The 23,800-nt window shown below is 68.6% G+C and carries 18 protein-coding genes; 5 read left to right on the forward strand and 13 right to left on the reverse strand.

Going from position 1 to position 23,800, the window contains the following annotated elements:
* Window positions 1-7: 7 nt before the first annotated feature.
* The 4 genes from cysG to AC3IR9_RS19560 all read right to left on the reverse strand — a co-directional run bounded on the left by cysG (window position 8) and on the right by AC3IR9_RS19560 (window position 5,940).
* Window positions 8-1,465, reverse strand: a complete 1,458-nt coding sequence (cysG, locus tag AC3IR9_RS19545) for a siroheme synthase CysG (protein WP_489292834.1) — start codon at window positions 1,463-1,465, stop codon at window positions 8-10.
* 132 nt (window positions 1,466-1,597) lie between these two features.
* Window positions 1,598-2,338 carry a phosphoadenylyl-sulfate reductase gene (locus tag AC3IR9_RS19550; RefSeq protein ID WP_489292836.1) on the reverse strand — a complete coding sequence of 247 codons (741 nt, stop codon included), beginning with the start codon at window positions 2,336-2,338 and terminating at the stop codon, window positions 1,598-1,600.
* A 60-nt stretch (window positions 2,339-2,398) separates the two neighbouring features.
* A complete protein-coding gene (gene cysI, locus AC3IR9_RS19555; RefSeq protein ID WP_489292837.1) occupies window positions 2,399-4,144 on the reverse strand; it encodes an assimilatory sulfite reductase (NADPH) hemoprotein subunit in 1,746 nt (581 codons plus the stop codon).
* Window positions 4,144-5,940 carry an assimilatory sulfite reductase (NADPH) flavoprotein subunit gene (locus AC3IR9_RS19560; RefSeq protein WP_489292839.1) on the reverse strand — a complete coding sequence of 599 codons (1,797 nt, stop codon included), beginning with the start codon at window positions 5,938-5,940 and terminating at the stop codon, window positions 4,144-4,146. The genes cysI and AC3IR9_RS19560 overlap by 1 nt, the downstream gene beginning before the upstream one ends.
* A 178-nt stretch (window positions 5,941-6,118) precedes the next feature.
* On the opposite strand from AC3IR9_RS19560, the gene cysD reads away from it, so the two are divergent.
* From cysD to AC3IR9_RS19575, 3 genes are all read left to right on the forward strand, one after another.
* A complete protein-coding gene (gene cysD, locus AC3IR9_RS19565; RefSeq protein WP_489292840.1) occupies window positions 6,119-7,030 on the forward strand; it encodes a sulfate adenylyltransferase subunit CysD in 912 nt (303 codons plus the stop codon).
* 37 nt (window positions 7,031-7,067) lie between these two features.
* Complete coding sequence (gene cysC, locus AC3IR9_RS19570; protein ID WP_489292841.1) at window positions 7,068-8,906, forward strand: adenylyl-sulfate kinase; 1,839 nt, start codon at window positions 7,068-7,070, stop codon at window positions 8,904-8,906.
* Between the two features lie 92 nt (window positions 8,907-8,998).
* A complete protein-coding gene (locus AC3IR9_RS19575) occupies window positions 8,999-9,670 on the forward strand; it encodes a VOC family protein (protein ID WP_489292843.1) in 672 nt (223 codons plus the stop codon).
* Window positions 9,671-9,677: 7 nt separating this feature from the next.
* Here AC3IR9_RS19575 and AC3IR9_RS19580 read toward each other — a convergent pair whose 3' ends face one another.
* The 8 genes from AC3IR9_RS19580 to AC3IR9_RS19615 form a co-directional block, all read right to left on the reverse strand.
* Window positions 9,678-11,000: a TPM domain-containing protein gene (locus AC3IR9_RS19580; protein ID WP_489292844.1), complete on the reverse strand. Its 1,323-nt coding sequence runs from the start codon at window positions 10,998-11,000 to the stop codon at window positions 9,678-9,680.
* 105 nt (window positions 11,001-11,105) lie between these two features.
* Window positions 11,106-11,927 (reverse strand): pyrroline-5-carboxylate reductase, encoded by an 822-nt coding sequence (gene proC, locus AC3IR9_RS19585; RefSeq protein WP_489292845.1) that lies wholly within the window; start codon window positions 11,925-11,927, stop codon window positions 11,106-11,108.
* Window positions 11,924-13,927, reverse strand: a complete 2,004-nt coding sequence (locus AC3IR9_RS19590; protein WP_489292846.1) for a S9 family peptidase — start codon at window positions 13,925-13,927, stop codon at window positions 11,924-11,926. The genes proC and AC3IR9_RS19590 overlap by 4 nt, the downstream gene beginning before the upstream one ends.
* Window positions 13,924-14,916, reverse strand: coding sequence for an alpha/beta hydrolase (locus AC3IR9_RS19595; protein WP_489292847.1), 993 nt, complete (start codon window positions 14,914-14,916; stop codon window positions 13,924-13,926). The genes AC3IR9_RS19590 and AC3IR9_RS19595 overlap by 4 nt, the downstream gene beginning before the upstream one ends.
* Window positions 14,913-15,542: an FMN-binding negative transcriptional regulator gene (locus tag AC3IR9_RS19600; RefSeq protein ID WP_489292849.1), complete on the reverse strand. Its 630-nt coding sequence runs from the start codon at window positions 15,540-15,542 to the stop codon at window positions 14,913-14,915. Before AC3IR9_RS19600 ends, AC3IR9_RS19595 begins: the two co-directional genes overlap by 4 nt.
* Window positions 15,542-16,981, reverse strand: a complete 1,440-nt coding sequence (locus AC3IR9_RS19605; protein WP_489292851.1) for an amidase family protein — start codon at window positions 16,979-16,981, stop codon at window positions 15,542-15,544. The genes AC3IR9_RS19600 and AC3IR9_RS19605 overlap by 1 nt, the downstream gene beginning before the upstream one ends.
* Window positions 16,978-18,513, reverse strand: coding sequence for an amino acid permease (locus tag AC3IR9_RS19610; RefSeq protein WP_489292853.1), 1,536 nt, complete (start codon window positions 18,511-18,513; stop codon window positions 16,978-16,980). The genes AC3IR9_RS19605 and AC3IR9_RS19610 overlap by 4 nt, the downstream gene beginning before the upstream one ends.
* 22 nt (window positions 18,514-18,535) lie before the next feature.
* Window positions 18,536-20,788 carry a TonB-dependent receptor gene (locus AC3IR9_RS19615; RefSeq protein WP_489292854.1) on the reverse strand — a complete coding sequence of 751 codons (2,253 nt, stop codon included), beginning with the start codon at window positions 20,786-20,788 and terminating at the stop codon, window positions 18,536-18,538.
* 270 nt (window positions 20,789-21,058) lie between these two features.
* On the opposite strand from AC3IR9_RS19615, the gene AC3IR9_RS19620 reads away from it, so the two are divergent.
* Window positions 21,059-21,556 (forward strand): Lrp/AsnC family transcriptional regulator, encoded by a 498-nt coding sequence (locus tag AC3IR9_RS19620; protein WP_489292855.1) that lies wholly within the window; start codon window positions 21,059-21,061, stop codon window positions 21,554-21,556.
* Between the two features lie 6 nt (window positions 21,557-21,562).
* Here AC3IR9_RS19620 and AC3IR9_RS19625 read toward each other — a convergent pair whose 3' ends face one another.
* Window positions 21,563-22,459, reverse strand: a complete 897-nt coding sequence (locus AC3IR9_RS19625) for a LysR family transcriptional regulator (protein ID WP_489292856.1) — start codon at window positions 22,457-22,459, stop codon at window positions 21,563-21,565.
* 167 nt (window positions 22,460-22,626) lie between these two features.
* On the opposite strand from AC3IR9_RS19625, the gene AC3IR9_RS19630 reads away from it, so the two are divergent.
* Entirely contained in the window at window positions 22,627-23,076 is a 450-nt protein-coding gene (locus AC3IR9_RS19630; protein ID WP_489292858.1) for a multidrug/biocide efflux PACE transporter, read from the forward strand.
* Window positions 23,077-23,800 lie beyond the last annotated feature (724 nt).

A 23,800-nucleotide genomic window follows, 5' to 3' on the forward strand; every position in this document is an offset into this window, starting at 1 on the left:
TGGGGAATCAGGCGGCGTGTGCGAGTGCGGTAGCGGGAACAGCGTCCAGCGGCGGTGCACCGAACCAGTGCAGCGACGCGGCCAGTGCGGCCACTTCGCCGATGACCAGCAGCGCCGGCGAACGCACGTGGTGCGCGGTGGCGCGTTCGGCCAGCTCGGCCAACGATCCGGTCACCACGCGTTGGTCGTGGCGGGTGCCGTTTTCGATCAGCGCGAACGGGGTATCGGCCGCACGACCGTGCGCGATGAGCTGATCGCGGAACGCGGCCAGCCGGGCAACGCCCATGTAGATGGCCAGCGTCTGCCGCGGCTGCGCGAGTGCGGCCCAGTCCAGGCTGTCCTCGGTGCGGGCGCAGTGTGCGGTGAGCAGGCGCACCGACTGCGCATGCCCGCGGTGGGTCAGCGGAATACCGGCATAGGCGGCGCAGGCGACCGCCGCGGTGATGCCGGGCACCACTTCGTAGGCGATGCCGTGCGCGCGCAGCACTTCAAGTTCCTCACCGCCACGCCCGAACACGAACGGGTCGCCGCCCTTGAGCCGCACCACGCGCCGGCCGGCCTGCGCATGTTCGACCAGCAGCGCGTTGATCTCGTCCTGGGTGGTGGCGTGATGGCCGGCCTGCTTGCCCACCTCGATGCGCTCGGCATCGCGGCGCGCCAGGTGCAGCACGTCATCGCTGACCAGGCGGTCGTGCAGGATCACATCGGCCTCGTTGAGCACGCGCAGGGCACGCAGCGTGAGCAGGCCCGCATCGCCCGGACCGGCACCCACCAAGGCAACCGAGCCGAGGGTCGGCGCGTCCGCGCTGGCGGTGTCGTCCTGCGCGGCCAGCACGGCATCGAAGGCGCGCGCGGCATCGATATGCCGGCGGCGGCGCAGCAGCGACTGCAAAGGGCCGGCCAACAGGCGCTCGAACGCGCGGCGGCGCGCACCGATGTCCGGCCAACGGGCACGGATCCGGTCGCGATGCTGCGCCAGCAGTTCGGCCAGGGCACCGAAGGAGGCATCGAACTGGATTTCCAGCCGTTCGCGCACCAGCCGCGCCAGCATCGGCGCACCGCCGCCGCTGGAGATGGCAATCTGCAGCGGGCCGCGCTCGACCCGTGCCGGCACGTGGAAGCGCGACAGCGCGGTGTCATCCACCACGTTGGCCCAGATCCGGCGGGCGGTGGCGGCCTCTGCGACCTGTGCGTTGACCGTTGCGTCGTCGGTGGCGGCGATCACCAGCCAGGCCGTGTCCAGCCAGCTGGCCTCGAAGCTGCCATCGAGATGGCGAATCTTTCCCGATGCGGCCCACGCGGCCAGGGCCGGCTCCAGCCAGGGTGCACCGACGTGCACCTGCGCACCGGTGTCGAGCAGCGACTCGACCTTGCGCCGGGCCACCGCACCGCCGCCGACCACCAGCACGACGCGGCCGCGCAGGTCGGCGAACAGCGGATAGAGGCGGGCATCATCCAGGGACATGCGTCGGCTTCGTGGCGAGGGAGAGGTTGACGCTAGCGGTCGGGCCGCAGGCGCGGAAATAGCGCACGCGCCTGCCATCATGCGATCCGGGCATAAGTGCCGGATCCGGAACGGGGCAGGCGCAGCGGCGGACTAGACCGCCAACTCGGGGCCATCGTCGAAATGCAGGCCGCATTCACGTTTCAGGCCGAAGAAGCGCGTGTCTTCCTCGCGCATGCCAGGCTCCAGCTTGCGCGAGGTATGCCGGTCGCCGATGGAGACGTACCCTTCGTGCCACAAGGGGTGGAAGGGCAGCGCGTGCTGCTCCAGGTAGGCCCGCACGTCCGCATCGCTCCAGTCGGCCAGCGGGTGCAGCTTCCAGCGGCCGTCGCGGCGTTCCAGGAACTCGATACCGGCCCGTGTCTTGGCCTGGCTGCGGCGCAGCCCGGCAAACCAGGTGCCCACCTCCAGCTCGCGCAGCGCACGCTGCATCGGTTCGACCTTGCGCAGGCGGTTGTAGCGGGTGATGCCGTCCACCCCGTCCTCCCATACCCGCCCCAGCCGCGCCTCCATCCAGGCGATGCCGATCTGCGGCCGGTACACCTTCAGGTTCAGGCCCAGACGCTCGGTCATCGCATCGATGAAGCAGTAGGTCTCGGCGAACAGATAGCCGGTATCGACGACGATCACCGGCACGTTCGGCTGCTGCTGGGTGACCAGGTGCAGCGACACCGCCGCCTGCGCGCCGAAACTGGAGGACAGCGCATGCGTACCGGGCGTGTTGGCCAGGGCCCATTCAATGCGCTGCTCGGCGGTGCGGGTGCCAAGCCACTGGTTGAGGTCGGCAAGGGCGACGGAGGATTGGGCGGCGGTGCTCGGATCGGGCGGTGTCATGTGGGAACCTGTGCGGATTTCCTGAGGGTGGGAAAAAGACAGCGTGTGGGCCAAGCCCGCTCAGGCCAGCAGCCGGAGCGGTAAGACGTTATTGCGGTCATCGCGTGGATCGATCGCGATCAGCTGCTGGCGCAGCAGGAAATCACCGAAGCCTTCGTCGGCTTCCCGTGCCTGCGCGTACGTGGCGAACAGCGGATCCAGCGCACTGAGAATCTGTGCCTCGGTGATGTTCTCGCGGTAGAGCGTGTTCAGGCGTTGCCCGCGATGGTCCGCGCCCAGCATCAGGTTGTAACGCCCCGGTGCCTTGCCCACGAGCGCGATCTCGCCCAGGTACGGGCGCGAGCACCCGTTGGGGCAGCCGCTGATGCGCAGGTGGATCGAGGCATCGCCGATGCCGTGCTGATCGAGCAGCGCTTCCACCTTGCCGACAAAATCGGGCAGGTAGCGCTCGGCTTCGGCCATCGCCAGGCCGCAGGTGGGCAGCGACACGCAGGCCAGTGCATTGCGCCGCAGCGCGCTGGCGGTACGCCAGCCATCCAGCCCATGCGCGGTGACCAGCGCATCCACCTCTTCGCGCAGGGCAGCGGGAATGCCGGCGATCACCAGGTTCTGGTTCGCGGTCATGCGGAAGCGTGCGCCATGGCCGGCGCTGGCATCCAGCAGACGCGCGATGTCGCGCAAGCCGGTGAGGTGCGTGACCGCTGCACCCAGGCCATCGAGTGCACCATCGACGATGCGACCGGCCGGAATGCGCAGGGTCAGGTGCGCCTCGCCGTTGTCACCTTCCATCCAGCCGAATCGATCCCCGTTGTGGACGAAGGCGAACCCGCGCGGCGGCTGGAATGCAAAGCCAGTGCGGCGCTCGACCTCGGCCTTGAACCAGTCCAGCCCGTGGTCGTCGATGGTGTACTTGAGCCGCGCGCGCTTGCGCACCTCGCGGTTGCCATGGTCGCGCTGCGCGGTGACCACCGCCTCACCCACCGCAATGACCTGCGCGGGCGTGACAAAGCCGATGACATTGCCCAGCCGCGGGTAGGTCTCGGCATCGCCATGGGTGGCCCCCATGCCGCCGCCCACGCTGACGTTGTAGCCCAGCAGCGTGCCGACATCGTCATCCAGGATCGCGATGAAGCCCAGGTCCTGCGCGAACACATCCACATCGTTGTACGGGGCCACCGCGAAGCCGACCTTGAACTTGCGCGGCAGGTAGCGCGTGCCGTAGATCGGCTCCTCCTCCACCCCGCTCCCCACCACCAGCACTTCATCCAGCCAGATCTCGTGGTACGCACGCGTGTTGGGCAGCAGGTGTTCGGACAGCGCCGCCGCATCGGCATGGATCCGCGCATGCACCGCCGACAGCTGCGGGTTGGCCGAGACCGCGACATTGCGGTTCACATCGCCGCAGGCCGCCAGCGTATCGATCAACGTGGCGTTGATCGCCTGCATCGTGGCCTTCAGCTCGGTCTTGATGACGCCGTGGAACTGGAACGCCTGCCGGGTAGTGATGCGCAGGCCACGCTCGGCGTAGGTGGTGGCGATGGCATCGAGCTTCAGCCACTGTGCCGGGGTCACCACGCCGCCGGGGGTGCGGGTGCGGATCATGAAGCTGTAGGCCGGCTCGACCTTGGCCTGCCGGCGCTCTTCGCGGATATCGCGATCATCCTGCTGGTAGCTGCCGTGATACTTGATCAGGGTCTGGTCGTCTTCGCGCAGGCTGCCGGTGACCGGGTCGGCCAGGCTTTCCAGCAACGAGCCGCGCAGGCGGTGGCTGCGCGATTTGATCTCTTCAACCGAATGCGCGGACATCAGTACACCTCCCGGGCGTAGCGGCCCTGCGACTGCAGGGCGGAAACACGTTCGGCCGCCGCCTCGTGGCTGCCCAGGTGCTCGGCGAAGATGTCCAGCAGCGCCTGATGGACATCGCGGCCCATGGCCAGCGCGCCGCACACATACAGGTGCGCGCCACCTTCCAGCCAGTCCACCAGCGCCCTGCCCTGCTCGCGCAGGCGGTGCTGTACATACACCTTGTTGGCGCCGTCGCGCGAGAACGCCAGGTCAATGCGGTCCAGGGTGCCGGCCTTGAGCGCCCGTTGCCACTCCAGCTGGTAGAGGAAATCGCTGCGGAAGCGCGGGTTGCCGAACAGCAGCCAGTTGCGGCCGCTGGCGCCGATGGCGGTGCGTTCCTGCAGGAAGGCGCGGAACGGTGCCACGCCCGTACCGGGCCCGATCATGATGACGTCGCGGGACGGATCGGCCGGCAGCCGGAAGCGCTCGTTCGGCTCGATGTAGATCGGCAGCTGCTGCTCTTCACCGGTATCGGCCAACAGGTGCGAGGCGACGCCCCAGCGCGGCTGCCCTGCCCGCGTATAGGCAACGTGGGCGACGGTGAGGTGTGCCTCGTTGCCCACCACCTTCTGGCTGGAGGCGATCGAGTACAGGCGCGGCGTCAGCGGGCGCAGTGCCGCCACCAGTGCAGCGGCATCCCACTGCCCGGGCGCATCGTGCAGCAGGTCGATGACCTGGCGTTCGGACAGCCACGCGGCCAACCCTGCGGCGTTGTCCGGTGACAACGCGTTACGCAGCACCTCGTCATTCGCGCGTTCGGCATGCGCCGCCACCAACGGCCGTGCCAACCGTGTCAGCTCGCGCTTGCTTGAAAGCCACTCGCGCAGCGGCAGTTCCGCCCCGCCGTGGCTGACCGGCGCGTCCCCGTCCAGCCGGCTGGCGGCCAGCACCGCATCCACCAGCGCGTCGGCGTTGCGCGGCCACAGGCCCAGCGCGTCACCGGGCTGATAGCTCAAGCCGGCGCCTTCCAATGACAGCTCGATATGGCGCACGTCCTTGTCGCTGCCGCGCGTGGTGATGCGCTGGTTGACCAGCAGGTCGGCGGCGAAAGGTACTTCGCGGGAAAAGGCGGAGGTTGCCGCAGCGGCATGCGGACGCAGCGGCGTCACCGTGGCAATCGGCTTGAGCACGTCCTTGGCGGCGGTGATCGCACGACCGCGCCACGGCACCGCAACCGTCTCGATATCCAGGTCCGCCTCACCCAGCTCCAGCAGGCGCTGCCCACCAAGCTCGGCCAGCCGCGCATCCAGCTGCCGAGCGACGGCGCAGAACTGCGGGTAGCTGGTATCGCCGAGGCCGAGCACGGCGAACTGCAACTGCTCCAGCCGCGGTGCACGCTTGCCGAGCACGAAGGCATGCAGCTCACGCGCGTCGTCGGAGGGCTCGCCTTCACCCTGGGTGCTGACCACCAGCACCAGGTGTCGCTCGGTCTTCAGTTCCCGCGATGAATACGCATCGGCCCGCAGCAGCCGCACGTCGATACCGCCCGCCCTGGCGTCCTCGGCCAGCTGTTCGGCCACCCGCCGGGCGTTGCCAGTCTGGCTGGCGTAGACGATGGTCAGCTGCCCGGCCTCCACGGCGGCTGCACGCAGCCCCGGAGCGGTGTGGGCGGGCGGCGCCCCCCGCGTCGCCAAGCCTGCGGCGTAGCCCGAGAGCCACCACAGCCCCGTTGCATCGAGGCCTTCGACGATACGGCCAAGCGCCGCTGCCGTCTCCTCGGAGAAGGGGGTGGGCTGCAGGGCGTTGGGAGGCGACATGGGCAGGGCGACCGTCGGGCCGCAGGTTCGGAGTCGACCCCAAGGCTAGGTCAGCAGCGTTACGCGGAGAAGCAACCGACGGTTATCGCCTTATGCCGCGCGGTGATTTACGGAGCGGGTGGGGGCGCTGCCTAGAATGCGGCCAGTCCCAACCGACCGCCTTGGCCTACCACCGCACATGAGCCTCACCTCCACCGCCAGTGATCTCGACCGGCTTGAAGCCGAAAGCATCCACATCCTGCGCGAGGTCGCCGCCGAGTGCCGCAACCCGGTGCTGCTGTACTCCATCGGCAAGGACAGCTCGGTGCTGCTGCACCTGTTGTTGAAGGCCTTTGCACCGGCGCGCCCGTCGATTCCGCTGCTGCATGTGGACACCACCTGGAAGTTCCAGGAAATGATCACCTTCCGCGACCGACGCGCAACTGAGACCGGCGTGGACCTGCACGTGCACATCAACCCCGACGGCGTTCGCGACGGTGTAGGCCCGCAGTCGCACGGTGCCAGCGTGCATACCGAAGTGATGAAGACGCTGGCGCTCAAACAAGCACTGGCGGCCGGTGGCTACGATGCCGCCATCGGCGGGGCGCGCCGCGACGAAGAGAAGTCGCGTGCGAAAGAACGCGTGTTCTCGTTCCGCGATGGCCAGCACCGCTGGGACCCGCGCCAGCAGCGCCCGGAGCTTTGGAATCTGTACAACGCACGCGTCAGCAAGGGCGAAAGTGTTCGCGTGTTTCCGCTGTCGAACTGGACCGAACTGGATGTGTGGCGCTATGTGCAGCGCGAGCAGATTCCGGTGGTTCCGCTGTACTTCGCCGCCGAGCGCCCGGTGGTCGAACGCGATGGCGCGCTGCTGATGGTCGATGACGCACGCTTCGTGCTGCGCGAAGGCGAAGTGGTGCAGTCACGCCGGGTGCGCTTCCGCACGCTGGGCTGCTACCCGCTGACCGGCGCAGTGGAATCGGACGCCGAAGACCTGGAGGCGATCATCGCCGAGATGCTGGCCGGGCGGGAGTCCGAACGTGCCGGGCGGCTGATCGACCATGCCGACGGCGACTCCATGGAAAAGAAAAAGCGCGAGGGGTACTTCTGATGCACCGCGCGCCCTACAACCTGGGAAGAAACGTGTCATGAGGCAAACAGCGGCATTGGATTTCCTGCGCGTGGTGGCCTGCGGCAGCGTCGATGACGGCAAGAGCACCCTGATCGGGCGCCTGCTGCACGAGGCCGGCCGCGTACCGGATGACGAACGCGCGGCACTGGCACGCGCCAGCGCCAGCCACGGCACGCGCGGTGACGACATCGACTATGCGCTGCTGCTGGACGGGCTGGACGCCGAGCGCGAACAGGGCATCACCATCGATGTTGCCTGGCGGCATCTGCAGACCGCGCAACGACGCTTCCTGGTCGCCGATTGCCCGGGCCATGTGCAGTACACCCGCAACATGGCCACCGGTGCGTCGATGGCCGATATCGTCATCGTGCTCGTCGATGCCGGCAAGGGCCTGCTGCCGCAGACCTTCCGCCACACCGCCATTGCTGCGCTGTTCGGCGTGAAGCATGTGCTTCTCGCCGTCAACAAGATGGACCGCATCGGCTACCAGCGCGACACCTTCGAGCAGATCGCCGCGCAGTACCGCAGCCACGCCGCACGCTTGGGCATCGACAACGTCACCGCGATTCCGGTAGCCGCCGCGGTCGGCGACAACGTCACCACCCGCTCCACGGCCATCCACTGGTACGACGGCCCCAGCGTGCTGGAGCACCTGGAAACGGTGCGCATTCCCTCGCGTGAGGGGGATGCCACGCGGCTGCCGGTGCAGTCGGTGCTGCGCGATGCCCAGGGCGCGCGCTGGCTGACCGGCACGCTGGCGGCAGCCGGGCTGGAACCGGGCGATAGCGTTCGCGTGGAACCGGCCGGCGTCGCCGCCACCGTCGCGGCGATCCATGTGGCCGGCCAGCCGCGCGAGGCGGCCTACGGCGGCGACGCGGTGGCGGTGCGCCTGCGCGAGGATGTCGATGCCGGGCGCGGTGATGTGCTCACCCTGGCCCACGCGCCGCTGCAGAGCAGCGACCAGTTCGTCGCCGATGTGCTGTGGTTCGACGAACAGCCGCTGATCCCCGGCCGCCGCTATCAGTTCAAGCTGGCCACGCGCACCGTGGGTGCACGGATCAGCGAGCTCAAGCACCAGCTCGATCCGGAGAGCCTGCAGCCGCTGGCCGCCAAGCGGCTGGCATTCAACGAGATCGGCGGCATCGCCCTGTCGCTGGATGCGCCGGTCGCCTTCGCCCCGTTCGACGAAGACCGCGCGCTCGGCGGCTTCATCCTGGTTGACCCGCTGACCCGGGCCACCGTGGGGGCGGGCATGATCCGGCACAGCCTGCGCCGCGCCGACAACGTGCACTGGCAGGCGCTGGATGTGGATCGCACGGCGCGCGCCACACTGAAAGGCCAGCGGCCCCGCTGCGTGTGGTTCACCGGCCTGTCGGGCGCGGGCAAATCGACGATTGCCAACCAGGTGGAGCGCAGCCTGCTGGCACGCGGCGTGCATACCTACCTGCTCGACGGCGACAACGTGCGCCACGGCCTGAACCGCGACCTGGGCTTCACCGATGCCGACCGCGTGGAGAACCTGCGGCGGGTGGCCGAGGTGGCCAAGCTCATGACCGACGCCGGGCTGATCGTTCTGGTCAGCCTGATTTCCCCGTTCCGCGCCGAGCGCGCTGCCGCGCGTGCGTTGTTCGGCGAGGGGGAATTCGTGGAGGTCTTTGTCGATACCGCGCTGGAAGAGGCCGAGCGCCGTGATGTCAAAGGCCTGTATGCCAAGGCACGGCGCGGTGAACTGCCCAACTTCACCGGCATCGATTCGCCCTACGAAGTGCCGGCCTCGCCCGAACTGGTGCTGGACACCGCAGTTGAAACTACCGATCAGTCGGCCCGGCGGGTAATCGCCGCCCTGCTTGACTGAATCCGGGTACGGCTTGCCGTGCTGGGCCTGACGTGGTCGCGACACCGTGTGCCGGCTGGACGCACGCGGCCCACTGCTGCACCCTGTCATGCATGCGCATTGAACAGCTCACGCTTCCCACCGCCGATGTCGCCGTCACCGCCGCCTACTTCCAGGACGTGCTCCAGCTTCCTGTGCGGGATGCACAGGTGACTCTTGGCTGGAGCCGGCTGCAGCTGGAACCGGCCGGCAGCCGCCCCGTCGGTGGCGTCCACCTCGCCTTCAACGTGCCGCACAACCGCTTCACCGAAGCCACCCGCTGGCTCGACGCGCGCGCCACGCGCCAGCGCAACGCCGAGGGCCAGGAGCACTTCAGCTTTGAAGGCCGCTGGGATTCGGAGTCGATTTACTTCACCGGGCCGGATGGCCTGATTCTGGAGCTGATCGCCCGTCGCCGGCTGCCTGCGTCATCCCGGCAGGGCCCGTTCCACGGCAGCGAGATGACCTGCATCAGCGAGGTCGGCCTGCCCGTGGCTGCCGTGGCTGCCGCGCATGCGCAGCTTGACGCCGCCTTCGGCATGCAGCCACTGTCCTCGCCCACGCCGTACTTCGCGCCGTTGGGCGACGACGAGGGCCTGCTGATCGTGGTGGATGCCACCCGCCGCTGGTTCCCCGAGCAGCGCGTGCTGCCCAATGCGCAGGGGTTGCAGGTGCGCCTGAGCGGCGTAACTGCCGGTGCCTCGCTCGCCGATGCCGCGCAGGGCTGGCGTGCATACGCCGACTAGCACAGCCCTACCAGCTGCCCGATGCGCCACCGCCACCGCTGCGCCCACCGCTGCCGGACCAGTCACTGGACGAACTGCTGGACGAACTGGATGAACTGTCCGATGCGCTGCTGGCGCTGGAACCGCGGCCGCCGCTGGACCCACCCCGGCTGCTCCGTTCCATCACGTTCATGGTGAACACCCAGATGAAGTACAGCACGAAGCTGCCCACGCCCAACGCCGCATAGCCTTCGGCAGTGCCGGCGTTCGCAAAGAGCGTGTTCACCCCCCACGCAAACGCCGCCGTCACGGCGGAAAGCAGCAGCAGACGCACGCAGAAGCCGGTGCGGCCGGCCTGCCAGCGCGCCCGCAACGCAAGCACCTGGAAGGCCACCAGCATGCCCACAATGCCCAGCGCCACCATGAAGGTGATGTTCAACGCCAGGCTGGGCACCGGGCGGCCGTCAGCCACGCACGCCAGGCTGGCCAACGCGCTGGCGCCCAGCAGCGCGCACAGCACCCAGCGCAGGCCGCGGCTGCGCGGCCACAGCCAGCCCAGCAACACGGTGCCCGGCACCAGGAATGCCATCACCAATGCCAACGCCAGCGTATCGCCCGGCGTGATCAGCGCGCAGGCCAGTGCGCCCAGCAGCACCGCGCCCACCCCCAGCAGCGGTCGCAGCCACCACGGGTGCTTGCCGCCGCGCTTTGGGCCATGCGGGCGAGGCGCTGGCCAAACGCCGATGGCAAAGCCCGCTGCCAGGACCAGCGCAACGATGCTGTCGCCGCGCCGCCACTCCTCTGGGAGCTTCACGTGGTTGGGATTGTTGTCGGCCACCTCGCTCGGTGGCGGCAGTGCCTCGCCGTCCACCAGGCCTACCAGCAGCGCGCTGCCGTCGAGCAGCCCTTGCCCGGGGTCGCCTTCGCGCAGGCGCGGGAGGATCGCCTCATCGATGATGCGCCGGGCGTACGCATCGGGAATGGCGCCTTCCAGCCCATAGCCCACCTGGATGCGCACGCGCCGGTCGTGCATGGCCAGTACCAGCAATACGCCGTCATCCACGCCCTTGCGGCCAATCTGCCACTGGTCGAACACCCGCTGCGCGTAGGCCTCGATGCCGTCCTCGCCGGTGCTGTCCACCACCAGCACCTGCAGCTGCGCACCGCGCCGGGCCTGCAGGTCCAGCGCCTGCGTCCGCAGCTGGTCGGCCTGCGTGGCCGACAGCGCCTGCACCGTGTCCACGACCGGGTCGTGCAGGTCGGGGATCGGCGTGGGCGCGGCCAGCGCCATGAGCGGCAGCAGGCACAGCAGCCATATCCATCGCCCCCACTGCATCATCCTGCGCGCCATCGCTGCGTCCGGTTAGGTGTGTGGGCGCATGCTAAGCGAAATACAGCGGCGTCAGGGCGGGCACCCGCGTCATGCCATTGCCTGCGTCCGCCCAATCACCCGGTGTCAGCCACACTGCGCGGCCAGCGTCCGCGCGCGCGCGCTGGCCGCCTCCACCGCCTGATCGATCAGAGCTTCCCAACCGCCGCCCTCAAGCACGGCTACCGCCGCCTGCGTCGTGCCACCCGGCGAGGTTACCCGCGTGCGCAGCGCGACCGGTCCGTCGGCCGACACCGCCAGCATCCGTGCGGCACCCAGCACGGTCTGCACCACCAGCTGCCGGGCCAGCGCCGGCGGCAGGCCACGCACGCACGCGGCCTGCTCCAGCGCCTCGGCCAGCAGATACACATACGCCGGGCCGCTACCGGCAACGGCGGTAACGGTATCCAGCTGCGCCTCGTGCTCCAGCCACACGGTCTGCCCTGCGCCGCTGAACACCGCTTCGGCGCAGCCACGCTGCCCGGCACTCAGGCCTGCGGCGGCATGCAGGCCGGTGATGCCCGCGCCGATCGCTGCGGGCTGGTTGGGCATGCTGCGCACCAGCGTGTCGATGCCCAGCCACTGCTGCAACTGCGCCTGGGGGACGCCGGCCATGATCGAGATCACCAGCGGGCGCACGTCTGCAGCCACGCCCGCCAGCGCTGCGCAGACCGCAGGTGCCACCTGCGGTTTCACCGCCAACACCCATACCGGCGCGACCGCGGCAGCCTCGGCGCTGTGTTCGAAGACACGCACGCCCAGGTCATCGGCCAACGATTGACGAATGCCCGGCGCGGGATCGGCCACCGCAATCCGCACGCCCGCCCTGCCCTGCGCAAGCAACCCTTCGATCAAACAGCGTGCCATGTGCCCGCCGCCGATGAAGGCAATGTCGGCCACCGCCGTCATCGGGGCCGCTCCGCACCCAACTGTGTGTCCAGCCACTCCAGCACGCGCTGCTGCACATCGCGCCCATGCGCGGATTCAAAGAACCAGTGCGGCCCGCGCGGGTAGGTCACCATGTCCACCGGCGTGCCGTTGAAGCGCAGTGCGCGATACAACATCTGCCCCTGCGACAGCGGCACGCGCTGGTCCTGTTCGCCATGCAGGATCAGCACCGGCACCTTGATCCGGTCCGCGTAACGGATCGGCGAGTGCGCGTCGTAGACGGCGCGGTTGCGTACCGGGTCGCCGAAGTAACCGGGCAGGTAGTCGGGGGTGTCGGTGGTCAGCGCCATCGCGCCGATGTCGATCACGCCGGCACCAACAATCGCGGTCTTGAAGCGGTCGCTGTGAGTCACCGCCCACGCCGCCATGTAACCGCCGTAGCTCCAGCCCCCGATTGCCAACCGCTGGGGGTCGACCACGCCTTCGCTTTCCAGCATGTCCACGCCATCCAGGATGTCCTGGAAATCCGCGCCGCCCCAGTCATTGCGCGCCATCTCGGTGAACGCATGGCCGGCGCCTTCGGAGCCGCGCGGGTTGGGCAGGAACACCGCATAGCCGTGCGTGGCCAGCAGCTGCGCCCAGTCATGCCACGAGCCCAGCCAGCCCGACCACCACGCCCACGCCGGGCCGCCATGGCCCTGCACCAGGGTGGGCAGTGGCGTGCCGCGCGTCCAGCCCGGCGGGGTCACCAGCAGGCCGGTGATGGGCAAGCCATCGCGCGAGGAAGTCCATGCCAGCTCGCGCACCTCTCCGTGGGCCCAGCCCGCCACCTCCTGATGGTGCTCGGTGCGTACGGCCAGCGTGCCGCCGTTGCGCACCCACACTTCCGCCGGCTGCGCATCGCCGATGCCGATGTAGGCGCTGCGGCCGCTGGCGGTGGTGGTGAACCCGGCGTACGGAATCTGCGGGCGCGCCATTTCCCGCCAGCGGCCGGTGCTGGCGTCCAGCTGCAGGAATGCACCGCGCACGCCGCGTTGGCCCAGGCCGACCAGGCGGTGGTTGTCCTGCCAGCGCGCCAGCCACAGCGTGCCGTTCCAGTCCGCGCCAAGCACCACGCGCCGGCCCGTGGCGAGGTCATGCACGGTGATGTCGGCGACCATGCCGTGCTCACCCAGGTGCCCGTAAAGCAGCCGGCGGCCATCGGGCGACCATTGCAGCGGATGGGCCGAGGCGCGCGCTTCCAGCACCTGCCCCAGCGTGCCGCTGGCGGCATCGAGCAGCACCACGCGCGAGCGGTACCAGTAGTCATTGAGGGTGGTGCCATCGGAGACGCGCAGCGCGAGCGTGCGCCCGTCCGGCGACCAGGCCAGGTCGTGCACCTGCAGGGTCGGCGCGGTCAGCGCGCGGGTGTCGCCACTGCGCAGGTCACGCAGCCATACGCGCGTGAACGCGGCAGGCTGCTCGACCACCACCGCATCGTCCTTGGCAGCGTGTGCGGCAGTGAGCGCGGCATCTGGCGCATCCGCGGCCAGGTAGGCCACGCGCGTGCCGTCAGGCGATACCTCAAAGGCGCTCACCGCGCCGCTGGCGCGGGTGATCGGCGTGGCGCTGTCGCCGCGTGCATCGATGCGCCACACCTGCATGTCGGCCAGGCCGGCGGTGGCCTCGGTGGCCGGCAGCGGCCGGTTCGAGAGAAAGTCCAGGTGCTGGCCGTCGGCACTCCAGCGCGGATGCGCCTCGCTGGCCGTCTCCGGCGCGGCCAGTTCATGCGCGGGCGTCGTGCCGCTGGCCGCAACCCACCAGATCCGGCTGCGGGGCGGCTTGCCCGCTGCCTGCGGCGTACCCACGGTATAGGCGATCCACGCACCGTCGCGGTCGATCTGCGGATCGGCGACGGTGTGCAGCGCCATGATCTGCGCAGGGGTTGGCACCACCGGCGGCGCCTTCGCGGCCGCCAGGGCCGGCAGCCACGCGGCGATGCACAGGCAGGCGGCGAGCATCCGGTGCGGCATCGGGGTCATGCGGAGTGTCCTTGCGGGGTGGATTGCAGCAGATGCTGGCGCGCCCATTCTGCGCCGCGGGCGATGGCATCGCGCGCGGTGTCCGATACAGCCATCGCTTCGATGAAGCTGTGCGGCGCGCCCGGGTAGACCTGCGTGCGGGTCTGCACCCCGGCATCGGCCAACCGCTGCGCCATCGCGAGGTTCTGCTCGGCCAGCACATCGCGGTCCCCCCACAGCAGCAGCGCCGGCGGCAGCGCGTGCAATCGCGCGTGCAGGGGCGCCATCAACGGCCCCGCCGCGTGCGCGGCGTCCGGCCCCAGGTAGGCGGCCCAGAACTCGTCCATCTCCGCGCCGCTGAGCATGTCCTCCGGCCCGCCCAGCGTCTGCCGCGCGGTATCGGACAAGGCGGGCGTCCAGGCGCCGTAGTTGAGCACCAGCGCCTGCACCCGGTGCTGCTCACCGGCCTCGCGCAGGCGCAGGGTGGTGGCCACAGCGAGATTGGCGCCGGCCGAATCACCGCCCAGCGCCAGCCGGTCGGCATCGATACCGATGCCCGCGCCGTGGCTGCGCAACCAGTCCAGCGCGATCAGCACCTGGTCCAGCGCCGCCGGGTACGGGTGCTCAGGTGCCAGGCTGTAGTCGATGGCCACCATCGGCATCTGCGCGGCAGCAGCGTACTCGCGCAACAGCCGATCGTGCGTATCCAGCCCAAACAGACACCAGCCGCCGCCGTGCAGATACACCAGCGCGGGCGACGGCGTAGCCGCTACCGCGTGCGGGTACAACACGCGCACGCCGAACGGACCCTGCGCAGAGGCAAGGCGGACATCGACGATCTCGCGCATCTGCGGCCCGCCCGCGCACCAGGGTGCGCGTGCCTGCGCGGCAATCACCCGGCGTTCGGGCCAGCCCAGCGCACGCCCGCCGCCCAGCCGTGCACCTTCGCGGCAGACGCTCTCGATGAAGCCACGAATCTGCGGGTCCAGCGCGTCCAGGCTGCGGCTCATGCGCGCTCCCCGGCGAAATCCCGCATCCAGTCCACCAGCGCCTGCTCGCCATCGGCCTGCAGGCCCAGCAGCAACTGCGCGAAATCGAACCGCGCTTCGTCCTGGCCCAGCTTGAAGGTGGCGCGTACCTCACGCACCGCCCCCCGCAGCGCACTCACTCCGGTGGCCAGCCGCGCATAGCGCTCGCCCATTTCTTCCAGCGCCCAGGCGCGGGTGCGGCCGGCCTCCATCTGGGTGATCAGCGCATCCAGCTCGGCGCGGATGTCCGCTTCCTCCTCGCTGACCGCCACGTCCAGATCGAACACGGCGGCGGCGTAGTTCCAGCTGGGCGCCTGGGTACGGTCGTCCAGCCAGCTCGGCGACACATAGGCGTGCGGCCCCATCACCAGTGCCTGCGCGCGACCGTCGCGGTGCAGCCGCGCCACATGCGGGTTGCGCCGCGCCAGGTGGCCGCGCAGTGCCACCAGCTGCCCCTGCGCATCGCATTCGGCGCGCAGCGGCAGGGGGGTGAACGCGGCATCCTCGCCACCGGCCGACACCAGCCAGGCGAAGGGTTGGGCGGCAAGCAGGCGCAGTACGTCGTCCTGGCTGCGCGCGGCATAGCGGCTGTCGCGGGCGTGTCCCATCAGTGCATCTCCTTCAATGCGGCGGCCACCGAAACCGTTGGCCAGCGGTCGCGCCACGGCGCGGCCTGTTCAAGTTCGGCCGCCAGCTGCAGCAGCAGCGGCTCCTGTCCGCGGTCGGCGGCAAACTGCACGCCCACCGGCAAAGCGCCGGCCTGGCCCAGTGGCAGCGAGATCGCCGGGGTGCCGGCCAGGTTCTGCAACGGGGTGTAGCTGATCCAGTCGAACATCGCCGGCATCAGCGCGTCGAAATCACGGTCCGGCGCCAACTCGCCCAGCAACGGCGGCGGTGTGCGCAGCGTGGGCGTCAGCAGCACATCGAAGCGCTGATGGAAGCGATTGAACACGCCCGGCAAGCCCGCCAGTACCGCGTAGGCCTGCTCCAGCGCATCCACGTCGCAGTGCATCCGGTGATACCGCGCCAGCCCATGCGTCCACGGCTCCAGCGCCCGCGCAGCGAAGTCCTCGCCGCCCTGCGCCGCAGCCAATTCCACCGCATCCAGCCCAAGCCGCGACCACAGCGTGTACAGCGCCTGCCAGACCTCGCTGCCCGGCAACGGATAGGCGGTGGCCTGCACCTCGTGGCCCAGCGCCGTGCACAGGCCCACCACCTCGGCCAGCACCGCGGCCACCGCCGGATCGGGCGCCACCCCGGGCAGCGCATCGCTTACCACGCCGATCCGCAGTCGGGCTGGCGGTCGCGCCAATGCGTCCAGGTCCAGCCCGGCATGCGGGTGCGCCATCGCGAACGCCCACGCGGTATCGCGCACGCTGCGCGACATCAGGCTGTCGGCCACGATCAGGTCTTCGATTGCGTGCCGGCCGCGCACCGCCACGGTGCTGCCACGGCCGGGCTTCAACCCCACCACCCCGCAGGCCGAAGCGGGAATCCGGATCGAACCGGCGCCATCACTGCCATGCGCCAGCGCCACGATGCCCGCGGCCAACGCCGCGCCGGCACCGCCACTGGAGCCGCCCGGCGAGTGCGCCGGCGCCCACGGATTGCGCGTGACCGGCCCCAGCAGCGGCTCGGTGGAGCCCATCAACCCGAACTCGGGCATGCAGCTCTTGCCGATTGCCACCAGCCCAGCCGCATCGAAGCGCTGCACGAAGGGCGACGCATCGATGGCGGCCACGCCACTGCGCGAACGCGAGCCGCCGCGCGTGGGCATGCCCGGGTAGCGCAGCGAATCCTTCGGCAACCACGGCACGCCGGCCATCGGCGCGGTGCGGTCCACCTGCGCGGCACGCAGCAGCGCGGCATCGAAATCGGTGTGGCTGAGCGCCCCCAGCGCGGGGTCCAGATGGCGGGCGCGCACGATCCCAGCGGCAGTGAGTTCGGCCGGCGACAGTTCGCCACGGCGCACCAGCGCGTGTTGGTCGTGCGCGTCCAGCCGACCCAGCTGCAGCGCGTGGGCCAGGGGAAAATCATCAAGCATCATGCGTTGGCGTCCTGCACAAGCCGGCGCGCGCGGCGCTGGCCATAAACGAGATAAAGGAAGGCGCCGATCAGCACATAGACCAGCAAAATGGTGGCCGGCAGGGTGTCGCCGCGACGCACCTGCGCCACCATGTCGCCCAGCACCGGGGCCATCATCGCCAGGCACATCACGATGCCCAGCACCGGCACCACGCCGATCCAGGTGCGGCCGATCCAGATCCCGCCCAGCGGCACGCGGAAGCCACCGCGCAGGTCCGGGCGGGTCGAGCGCAGCCACATCACCGCGATGCACACCACGATGAACGCCGAGGCGATGCCCAGGCAGATCAGGTCGCCCAGGATGCTGATCGGCAGCAACGCGGCGAGCAGCGCACTGGCCGTGCCGAACACCGCGCTGGCCAGCCAAGGCGTGCCCAGGCGGGGATGCACGCGGGTGAAGAACGCCGGCAGCAGCCCATCGCGGGCGATGCTCAGGCTGATTCGCGAGGCACCATACGCATTGGCCAGCAGCACCGAGCCCAGCCCGGTTAACGCGCCCACCTTGATCAGCACTGCAAAGCCGGGCCAGCCGATGCGGTCCACCGCCAGTGCCACCGGATCGGGCACGCCCAGCTCGCGGAACGGCACCAGCCCGGTCAGCACCGCACCGGCGGCGATATACAGCAGCGTGCACACCACCAGCGAGCCGAGGATGCCCACCGGTACATCGCGGCGCGGGTTGCGCGCTTCGGCCGCCGCCATCGACACGGTCTCAAAGCCGAGATAGGCGAAGAACAGCATCGCCGCCGCGCGCATCACCCCGGGCCAGCCATACGCGAACCCGCCTTCATTGGCCGGCAGGAACGGCTGCCAGTTGGCGCTGTCGATGAACTGCGAACCGACCCCGATAAACGCCAGCAGCACCGCGATCTTGATCAGCACCAGCACCAGGTTGGCCAGCGCCGAGCGGCCCACCCCGGCGATCTGCACCGCCGCGGCGGCCAGCACCGCCAACGCGGCAACCACGTTGGCGCCACCACTGAACGACAGCTGCGTGTGCCCGCCCAGCTGGCTGGCAACAACGCTGGAGGTAGCCAGCGCCATCGGCACCTGCACCTGTAGATCGCCAAGCAGACTGGTGAGATAGCCGGAGAATCCGGCCGCCACCGCGGCGGCGGCCAGCAGGTATTCCAGGATCACCATCCAGGCCAGCGCCCACGCCGCGCCTTCGCCCAGGGTGACGTAGCAGTACGAATACGCCGAGCCGGACACCGGGATCACCGAGGCCAGCTCGGCATAGCACAGCCCGGTGAACCCGCAGGCCAGCGCCGCCAGCACGAACGCCAGCAGCACCGCCGGCCCGGCGAAGCTGGCCGCAGCGGTGCCGGTGACCACGTAGATGCCCGCGCCCAGGATGTTGGCTATCCCCAACACCAGCAGGCTGCCCGCGCCCAGCCGACGGTGCAGGCCGGCGCGCTCGCCATCGGCCACCACCGACTCCAGCGTCTTGCGGCGGCCGGCCAGCTGCCAGCGCCCGATCGAACGGTGTTGCACCCCAACCCTGCCGTCCATGGCCTCAGTAACGCCAGTGCACGGTGACACCAACGGTACGCGGCCGCACCAGGCCTTCACCCACGCCGTTGGTTTCGGTCACGCTGCGGGTGATGCCACGCTTGTCGGTGAGGTTGCTGCCAAACAGGCTGACGTCGGTGGTGCCGAAGGTCATCCGGTAGCGCAGGTCGAACAGGTTGTAGTTGCCCTGCCGGTTGGGCGTAACCCCGGGCACCGCCGAGTTCAGATCGCTGATACCGCCGCCCACGTACTGGTGCGAGAGCGACATGGTGGGGTCGAAGCGCGCGTCGAAGTGGTAGGTGAGCAGGTTGCTCACCGTCCAGTCGGCCGAGCCCGGCAGCTGCGCACCGGCCGGCGCGGTGCCGTAGTAAAGAATCAGCAGGTCTTCATCCAGCCGCGCGTGCTGCCAGGTGGCCGACGCCTGCCATTCAAATGCATCCAGCGGGCGCCAGGTTGCGGAGAATTCCACGCCACGGCTGTAGGCCTTGCCGCCATTGCTGGCGTAGTTGAAGAAGTCCGGCGTCTGCAGCCGCAGCTGGATGTCCTTCCAGTCCACGTAGAACAGCGTGGCATCCAGCAGCAGGCGCCCACCGGCCCAGGTGGTGCGCGTGCCCAGCTCGTAGTTGATCAGGCTGTCGCTCTTGGACCCCGACGGCACCGGGTAGATGCTCAGGCCAGCGGTGTTGGGCTCGCCGAAGCGGAAGCCCTCGGACACCAGGCCGTACACCATCACATCGTCGCTCGCCTGCCAGGTCAGCGACACCTTCGGATTGAAACCGTCTTCCTCGGTCTGCTGGGTGGACACGATCGGCGCGCCGGGATAGGTCGAGAAACCCTCCTGCGTGGTGGTCGTGCGCACCTTGTTGCGGAACAGGCGGCCGCCCACGGTCAGCTTCCACGCCTCATTGAGGTGCAGGCTGGCTTCACCGAACAGCGCCGCCTCCGAGCCACTCAACTGCGTGCCGAAGCCGTTGAAGATCTCTCCGTTCGGCGCGATCACCGCACCACTGCCTGGGCCATACAACCGCGAGCGGTCGAAGGCGCCGGCCGCACCCTGCGCGCCCAGTGTTTCGTACAGGCTCTTGTCCGAATCGAAATACATGCCGCCCACCAGCCAGTCGATGCGACCACCTGGCTTGGACGACAGCCGCAGTTCGATGCTCTTGCCGCGGCTCTCGCCGCCGGAGGCGATGTACAACGGCGCGGTCAGGTCCAGGCCCAGGTCGGCGTTGTAGGCGGCGCGCACCGGGGTGTAGTCGAAGCGCCAGTCCTGCTGTTTCTTCTGGTAGGACAGCAGCGCGGTGAGGTCGGCAAAACCCAGGTCCTGGTCCAGCCGCAGGCTGTGCACGGCCACCTTGGTGTTGGTGAACTCCGGCAGCGCGGTCTTACGCTCCAGCTCGCCCAGGCCCACGATGCGGTAGCTGTTGTCGTCGCTGTCGGTGTTCTGCAGTAGGCTCAACCAGGTCAGCGTGGTGGCTTCGCTGGGGGTCAGCACCACCGACAGGCGGCCGCCATCCACCGTGCTGCTGTTGGCGCCGTTCTTGCCGGTGCCGATGTTGTCCAGGAAGCCGGGCGCGTCGCGATACTGCGCCACCGCGCGCACCGCCAGCAGGTCCTCCTTGATCGGCAGGTTCACCATCGCCTTGGCCGAATAGCCCACGTCGGCATTCCTGGTCTGGCTCACCGTCACTTCGGCGGCAGCGTCGAAGCCACTGCTGTCGGCCACGTTGGCCACGTAGTTGATCGCGCCGCCCATCGACGCCGAGCCGAACAACGTACCTTGCGGGCCGCGCAGCACCTCCACGCGGTTGAGGTCGAACGCATCGATATCGGGAATGGCGATGGTCCAGCCCGGCTCGGTCAGCGGCACCTCGTTGAGGAAGTAACCGGTGGTCGGCTGGCCCTGCACATTGCCCGCACTGGTGGCGATGCCGCGCATCACCACATGCGACACGCCCGGCTGGTAGTTGTTGAACACCACGCCCGGCGTGCGCTGGATGTAATCGGCCAGCGATTGCGCGCCGATGTCCTGCAGTTGCTGGTCGGTGACCGCCGAGACCGAGCCGGCGATCTCGCGCACCGACTCCTTCAGCTTGCCGGCGGTGACCACGATGGTCTCCAGGGTCTTGGCCGCATCCCCCGCCCCGGGGGCCGGCGCGGCGTCCTGTGCCCAGCTGGGCGCGCTGGCGATCAGGCCCAGGCAACAGGACAGGTGGATGGCGCGGGTCAGCTTGCGTACGTGGAAATGCGACGACATTGGCACGGTCCCCCAAGTGGCGATGGATGACGCTGCCGGCGGATTTTTCTGCGCGGCGGCGATCACGGCTGAGGTCGAGTGAAAGTGAAAACGGCTATCGCTGTCCAGCAGAAATGACGGGGCACTCACTGGCGCCAACGCATTGATTGCATTATGGTTATCTCGACAAAAGCCGAAGATGTGGCCGATATCACCGGTGAATTACGCAGAATCTGCGGCACCGGCCATCAAATAGCGAACAACCTGCGGTGCATGCCGCCCCGGAGTGTCATGACTGCCAAGGCGCTTGATCGCACCGACCTGAAGATCCTCGACGTGCTGCAGCAGGACGCGCGCATCACCAACCAGGCGCTGGCCGAGCGCGTCGCGCTTTCGCCCAGCGCCTGCCTGGCCCGTGTGCGCACGTTGGAGACCAAGGGACTGATCCGCGGCTATCGCGCGCATGTGGCGGTGGACCGGATCCGCTCGGTCACCGTGGTGCTGGCGCTGGTGACCTTCAAACAGCATGTGCTGGAAGAGTTCACCGCGTTCGACCGGCGCATCCTGGCCATGCCCGAGGTGGTCGAGGCGTGTCGCATCTCCGGCGCCTCGGACTATCTGCTGCGGGTGATCGTCAACGACGTCCACCACTGGAAGGACATCGCCCGGCAGCTGCTCGGCGGCGACTTCGGCGTGGAAAAGATCGTGTCGCAGTTCCTGATGGACGAGGTGAAACCCTTCAGCGGCTACCCGTTGGTGGATGCGTCGTCGAGCAAGCGCGGCGGGTAACGCGCCCTACCCCGCCGGTTGCCCGCGCCCGGCCATCGCGTTGAGCCAGGTGTGCTTGAGGAAATCGCGCACGGCCTGGAAACGCGGCGTTTCATACAGCGACCGATGCGTCCACAGCCACACATCCTTGCTCAACGCCGGTGCATCACGCACGCGCACCAACCCACCCACATGCTGGGCCACCGTGCATTCCACAACACCCAGCCCGCCGCCGGCGGTGACCCCATCGAGCACCCCCACCGAATAGTTGCAGCGCAACCACGGGCGATTCGCACCGGGCAGCGAGCGCAGCCAGCGCTCCACCTCAAACTCCACGCGCGGCTCGTCCAGCCCCACAAATTCCAGTTCATGCCATGCCTGGCTGGCAATCGCCGCCTGCCGCCGCGCGGCGTAGGCCTGGTTGGCGTACAGCGCATATTCCACCCGCCCCACGCGGTCACCGCGCAGGTCGGCGGTGTCCGGCGGCCCGTAACGCAGCAGCGCGTCGGCCTCGCGCCGCGCCAGGTTGTAGGGCTCGCGCGAGGTGAGCACCTCCACGCCCAGCCCGGGGTGCTGGCGGTTCAACCCGGGCAGCAGGGTAATCAGCAGGAAGCTGGCCCACTCGTCGGCATTGATGCGCACCGTGCCCACCAGCTCCTTGGGCGTATCGGCCTCGCGGGCGATCTCATCAGCGGCCTCTTCCATCTGCTCGGCCAGCGCGAACACCCGCTGCCCCAGCTCGGTGGGGATGCAGCCGGTGGAGGTGCGCTCCACCACCTTGCCGCCCAGCCGCTCTTCCAGCGCATCCAACCGGCGCGACAGCGTGGCCGTGCTCATCCGCGCGGCCTTGGCCGCCTCGCGCAGGGTGCCGCCGCGCACTACGGCCAGCAGCACCATCAGGTTGTCCCAGGGAAAGTGTTTCATATTTGAAACGGACGCCTGCAGTATTGGGGGTTTTCTGCCATTTTTGAAACTTATACCATGGCTGCCGGGCGCGCTACGAGCGTCGATCGCCGCCCCGCCTCCCCCTCCTTCGATCCGCTCTCCCCCCCCGCTTGGCGCTGCCGGCGGTGAACATCAGGTGCTGCACCATGAAAACCGAAAAGACCCTCTGGGACCGTGTTGTCCACGCTGTGCTGTTTGAGAGCATCGCCCTGCTGCTTTGTGCGCCGGTGATGTCCCTGGTGCTGGGCAAGTCGCTGTTTGAAACCGGCGTGCTGACCATCGCCTTGGCGACGTGCGCGATGCTGTGGAACATGATCTACAACGCGATGTTCGAGCGGGTGGAGAAGAAGTTCGGGTTCAAGCGCACCGTGCCGGTGCGCATCGGGCATGCGGTGGGGTTTGAGGGCGGGCTGGTGATTGTGGTGGTGCTGCTGGCGGCGTGGTGGCTGTCGATCTCCTACTGGGATGCGTTCCTGTTGGAGATGGGGTTGATCGCGTTCTTTTTGCCTTATACCTATGTGTACAACCTGGTGTATGACAAGGTGCGGGAGCGGTTGGTGCGGCGGGCTGCGGATCGGCGGGTTAGCGAAGCCTGATTGATTGTTGGGCCGGCACTGGAAATTCAACGTCACGGCAGGGCCACAGATGGCTTCCGGTACAGGAAAGACAATGAATCCAGGCGCTTCCGTTGAGTTCGTTGAGTAGCGCCCGCCTGGGCTCATTGGCGCTCACGTGCACCTCGCGGCCATTTTGGAAGCGATCCAAACCAATGTTCAGGCCACCCATCCTCCAGAGAGTGCAGGCGCCAGATCTGACGCTACTCAGCAAATACGTAGGTGCCAGTTCGCTGAGCAGTACTGCCATCTGCGGCCCGCTTTAACCCGGTGAGGTCTGTGTCAACAACATGGTTTGGCGCCGATTCCCGTCGTCCCAGCCGATCCACTTCGCGTCGGCATGCTATACCGGTGCACCATCAGTGCACACGGAGGGGCGGCTTATGCGCGGCGACAAGGTATCTGCACGCCCACTGTTACGAAAGTGGAGGCACTGGATATGCTCAGTTGTTGTCGGCGCGTTGATGGTGGCATGCAGTGAGCACGATGAGCCACGAACTCTCGACCTTGACGATGTCCATTTTCTCAATGTCCAGCAGACCCAACCGGGACAACTTCGAATACTGGGACTAATAGTTCATAGTGGCCAATCGGTGAGTCAGATCGAAAGCGTGTATGGGGATCGAACGATCCAGGTGAGGGTCGGGCTTGTCAACGCGAGGAAGGGACAATCCGGACGCTTCGAATACCTGGTTCCCCTGAACTC

This window comes from Stenotrophomonas sp. GL_101 (assembly GCF_057835675.1).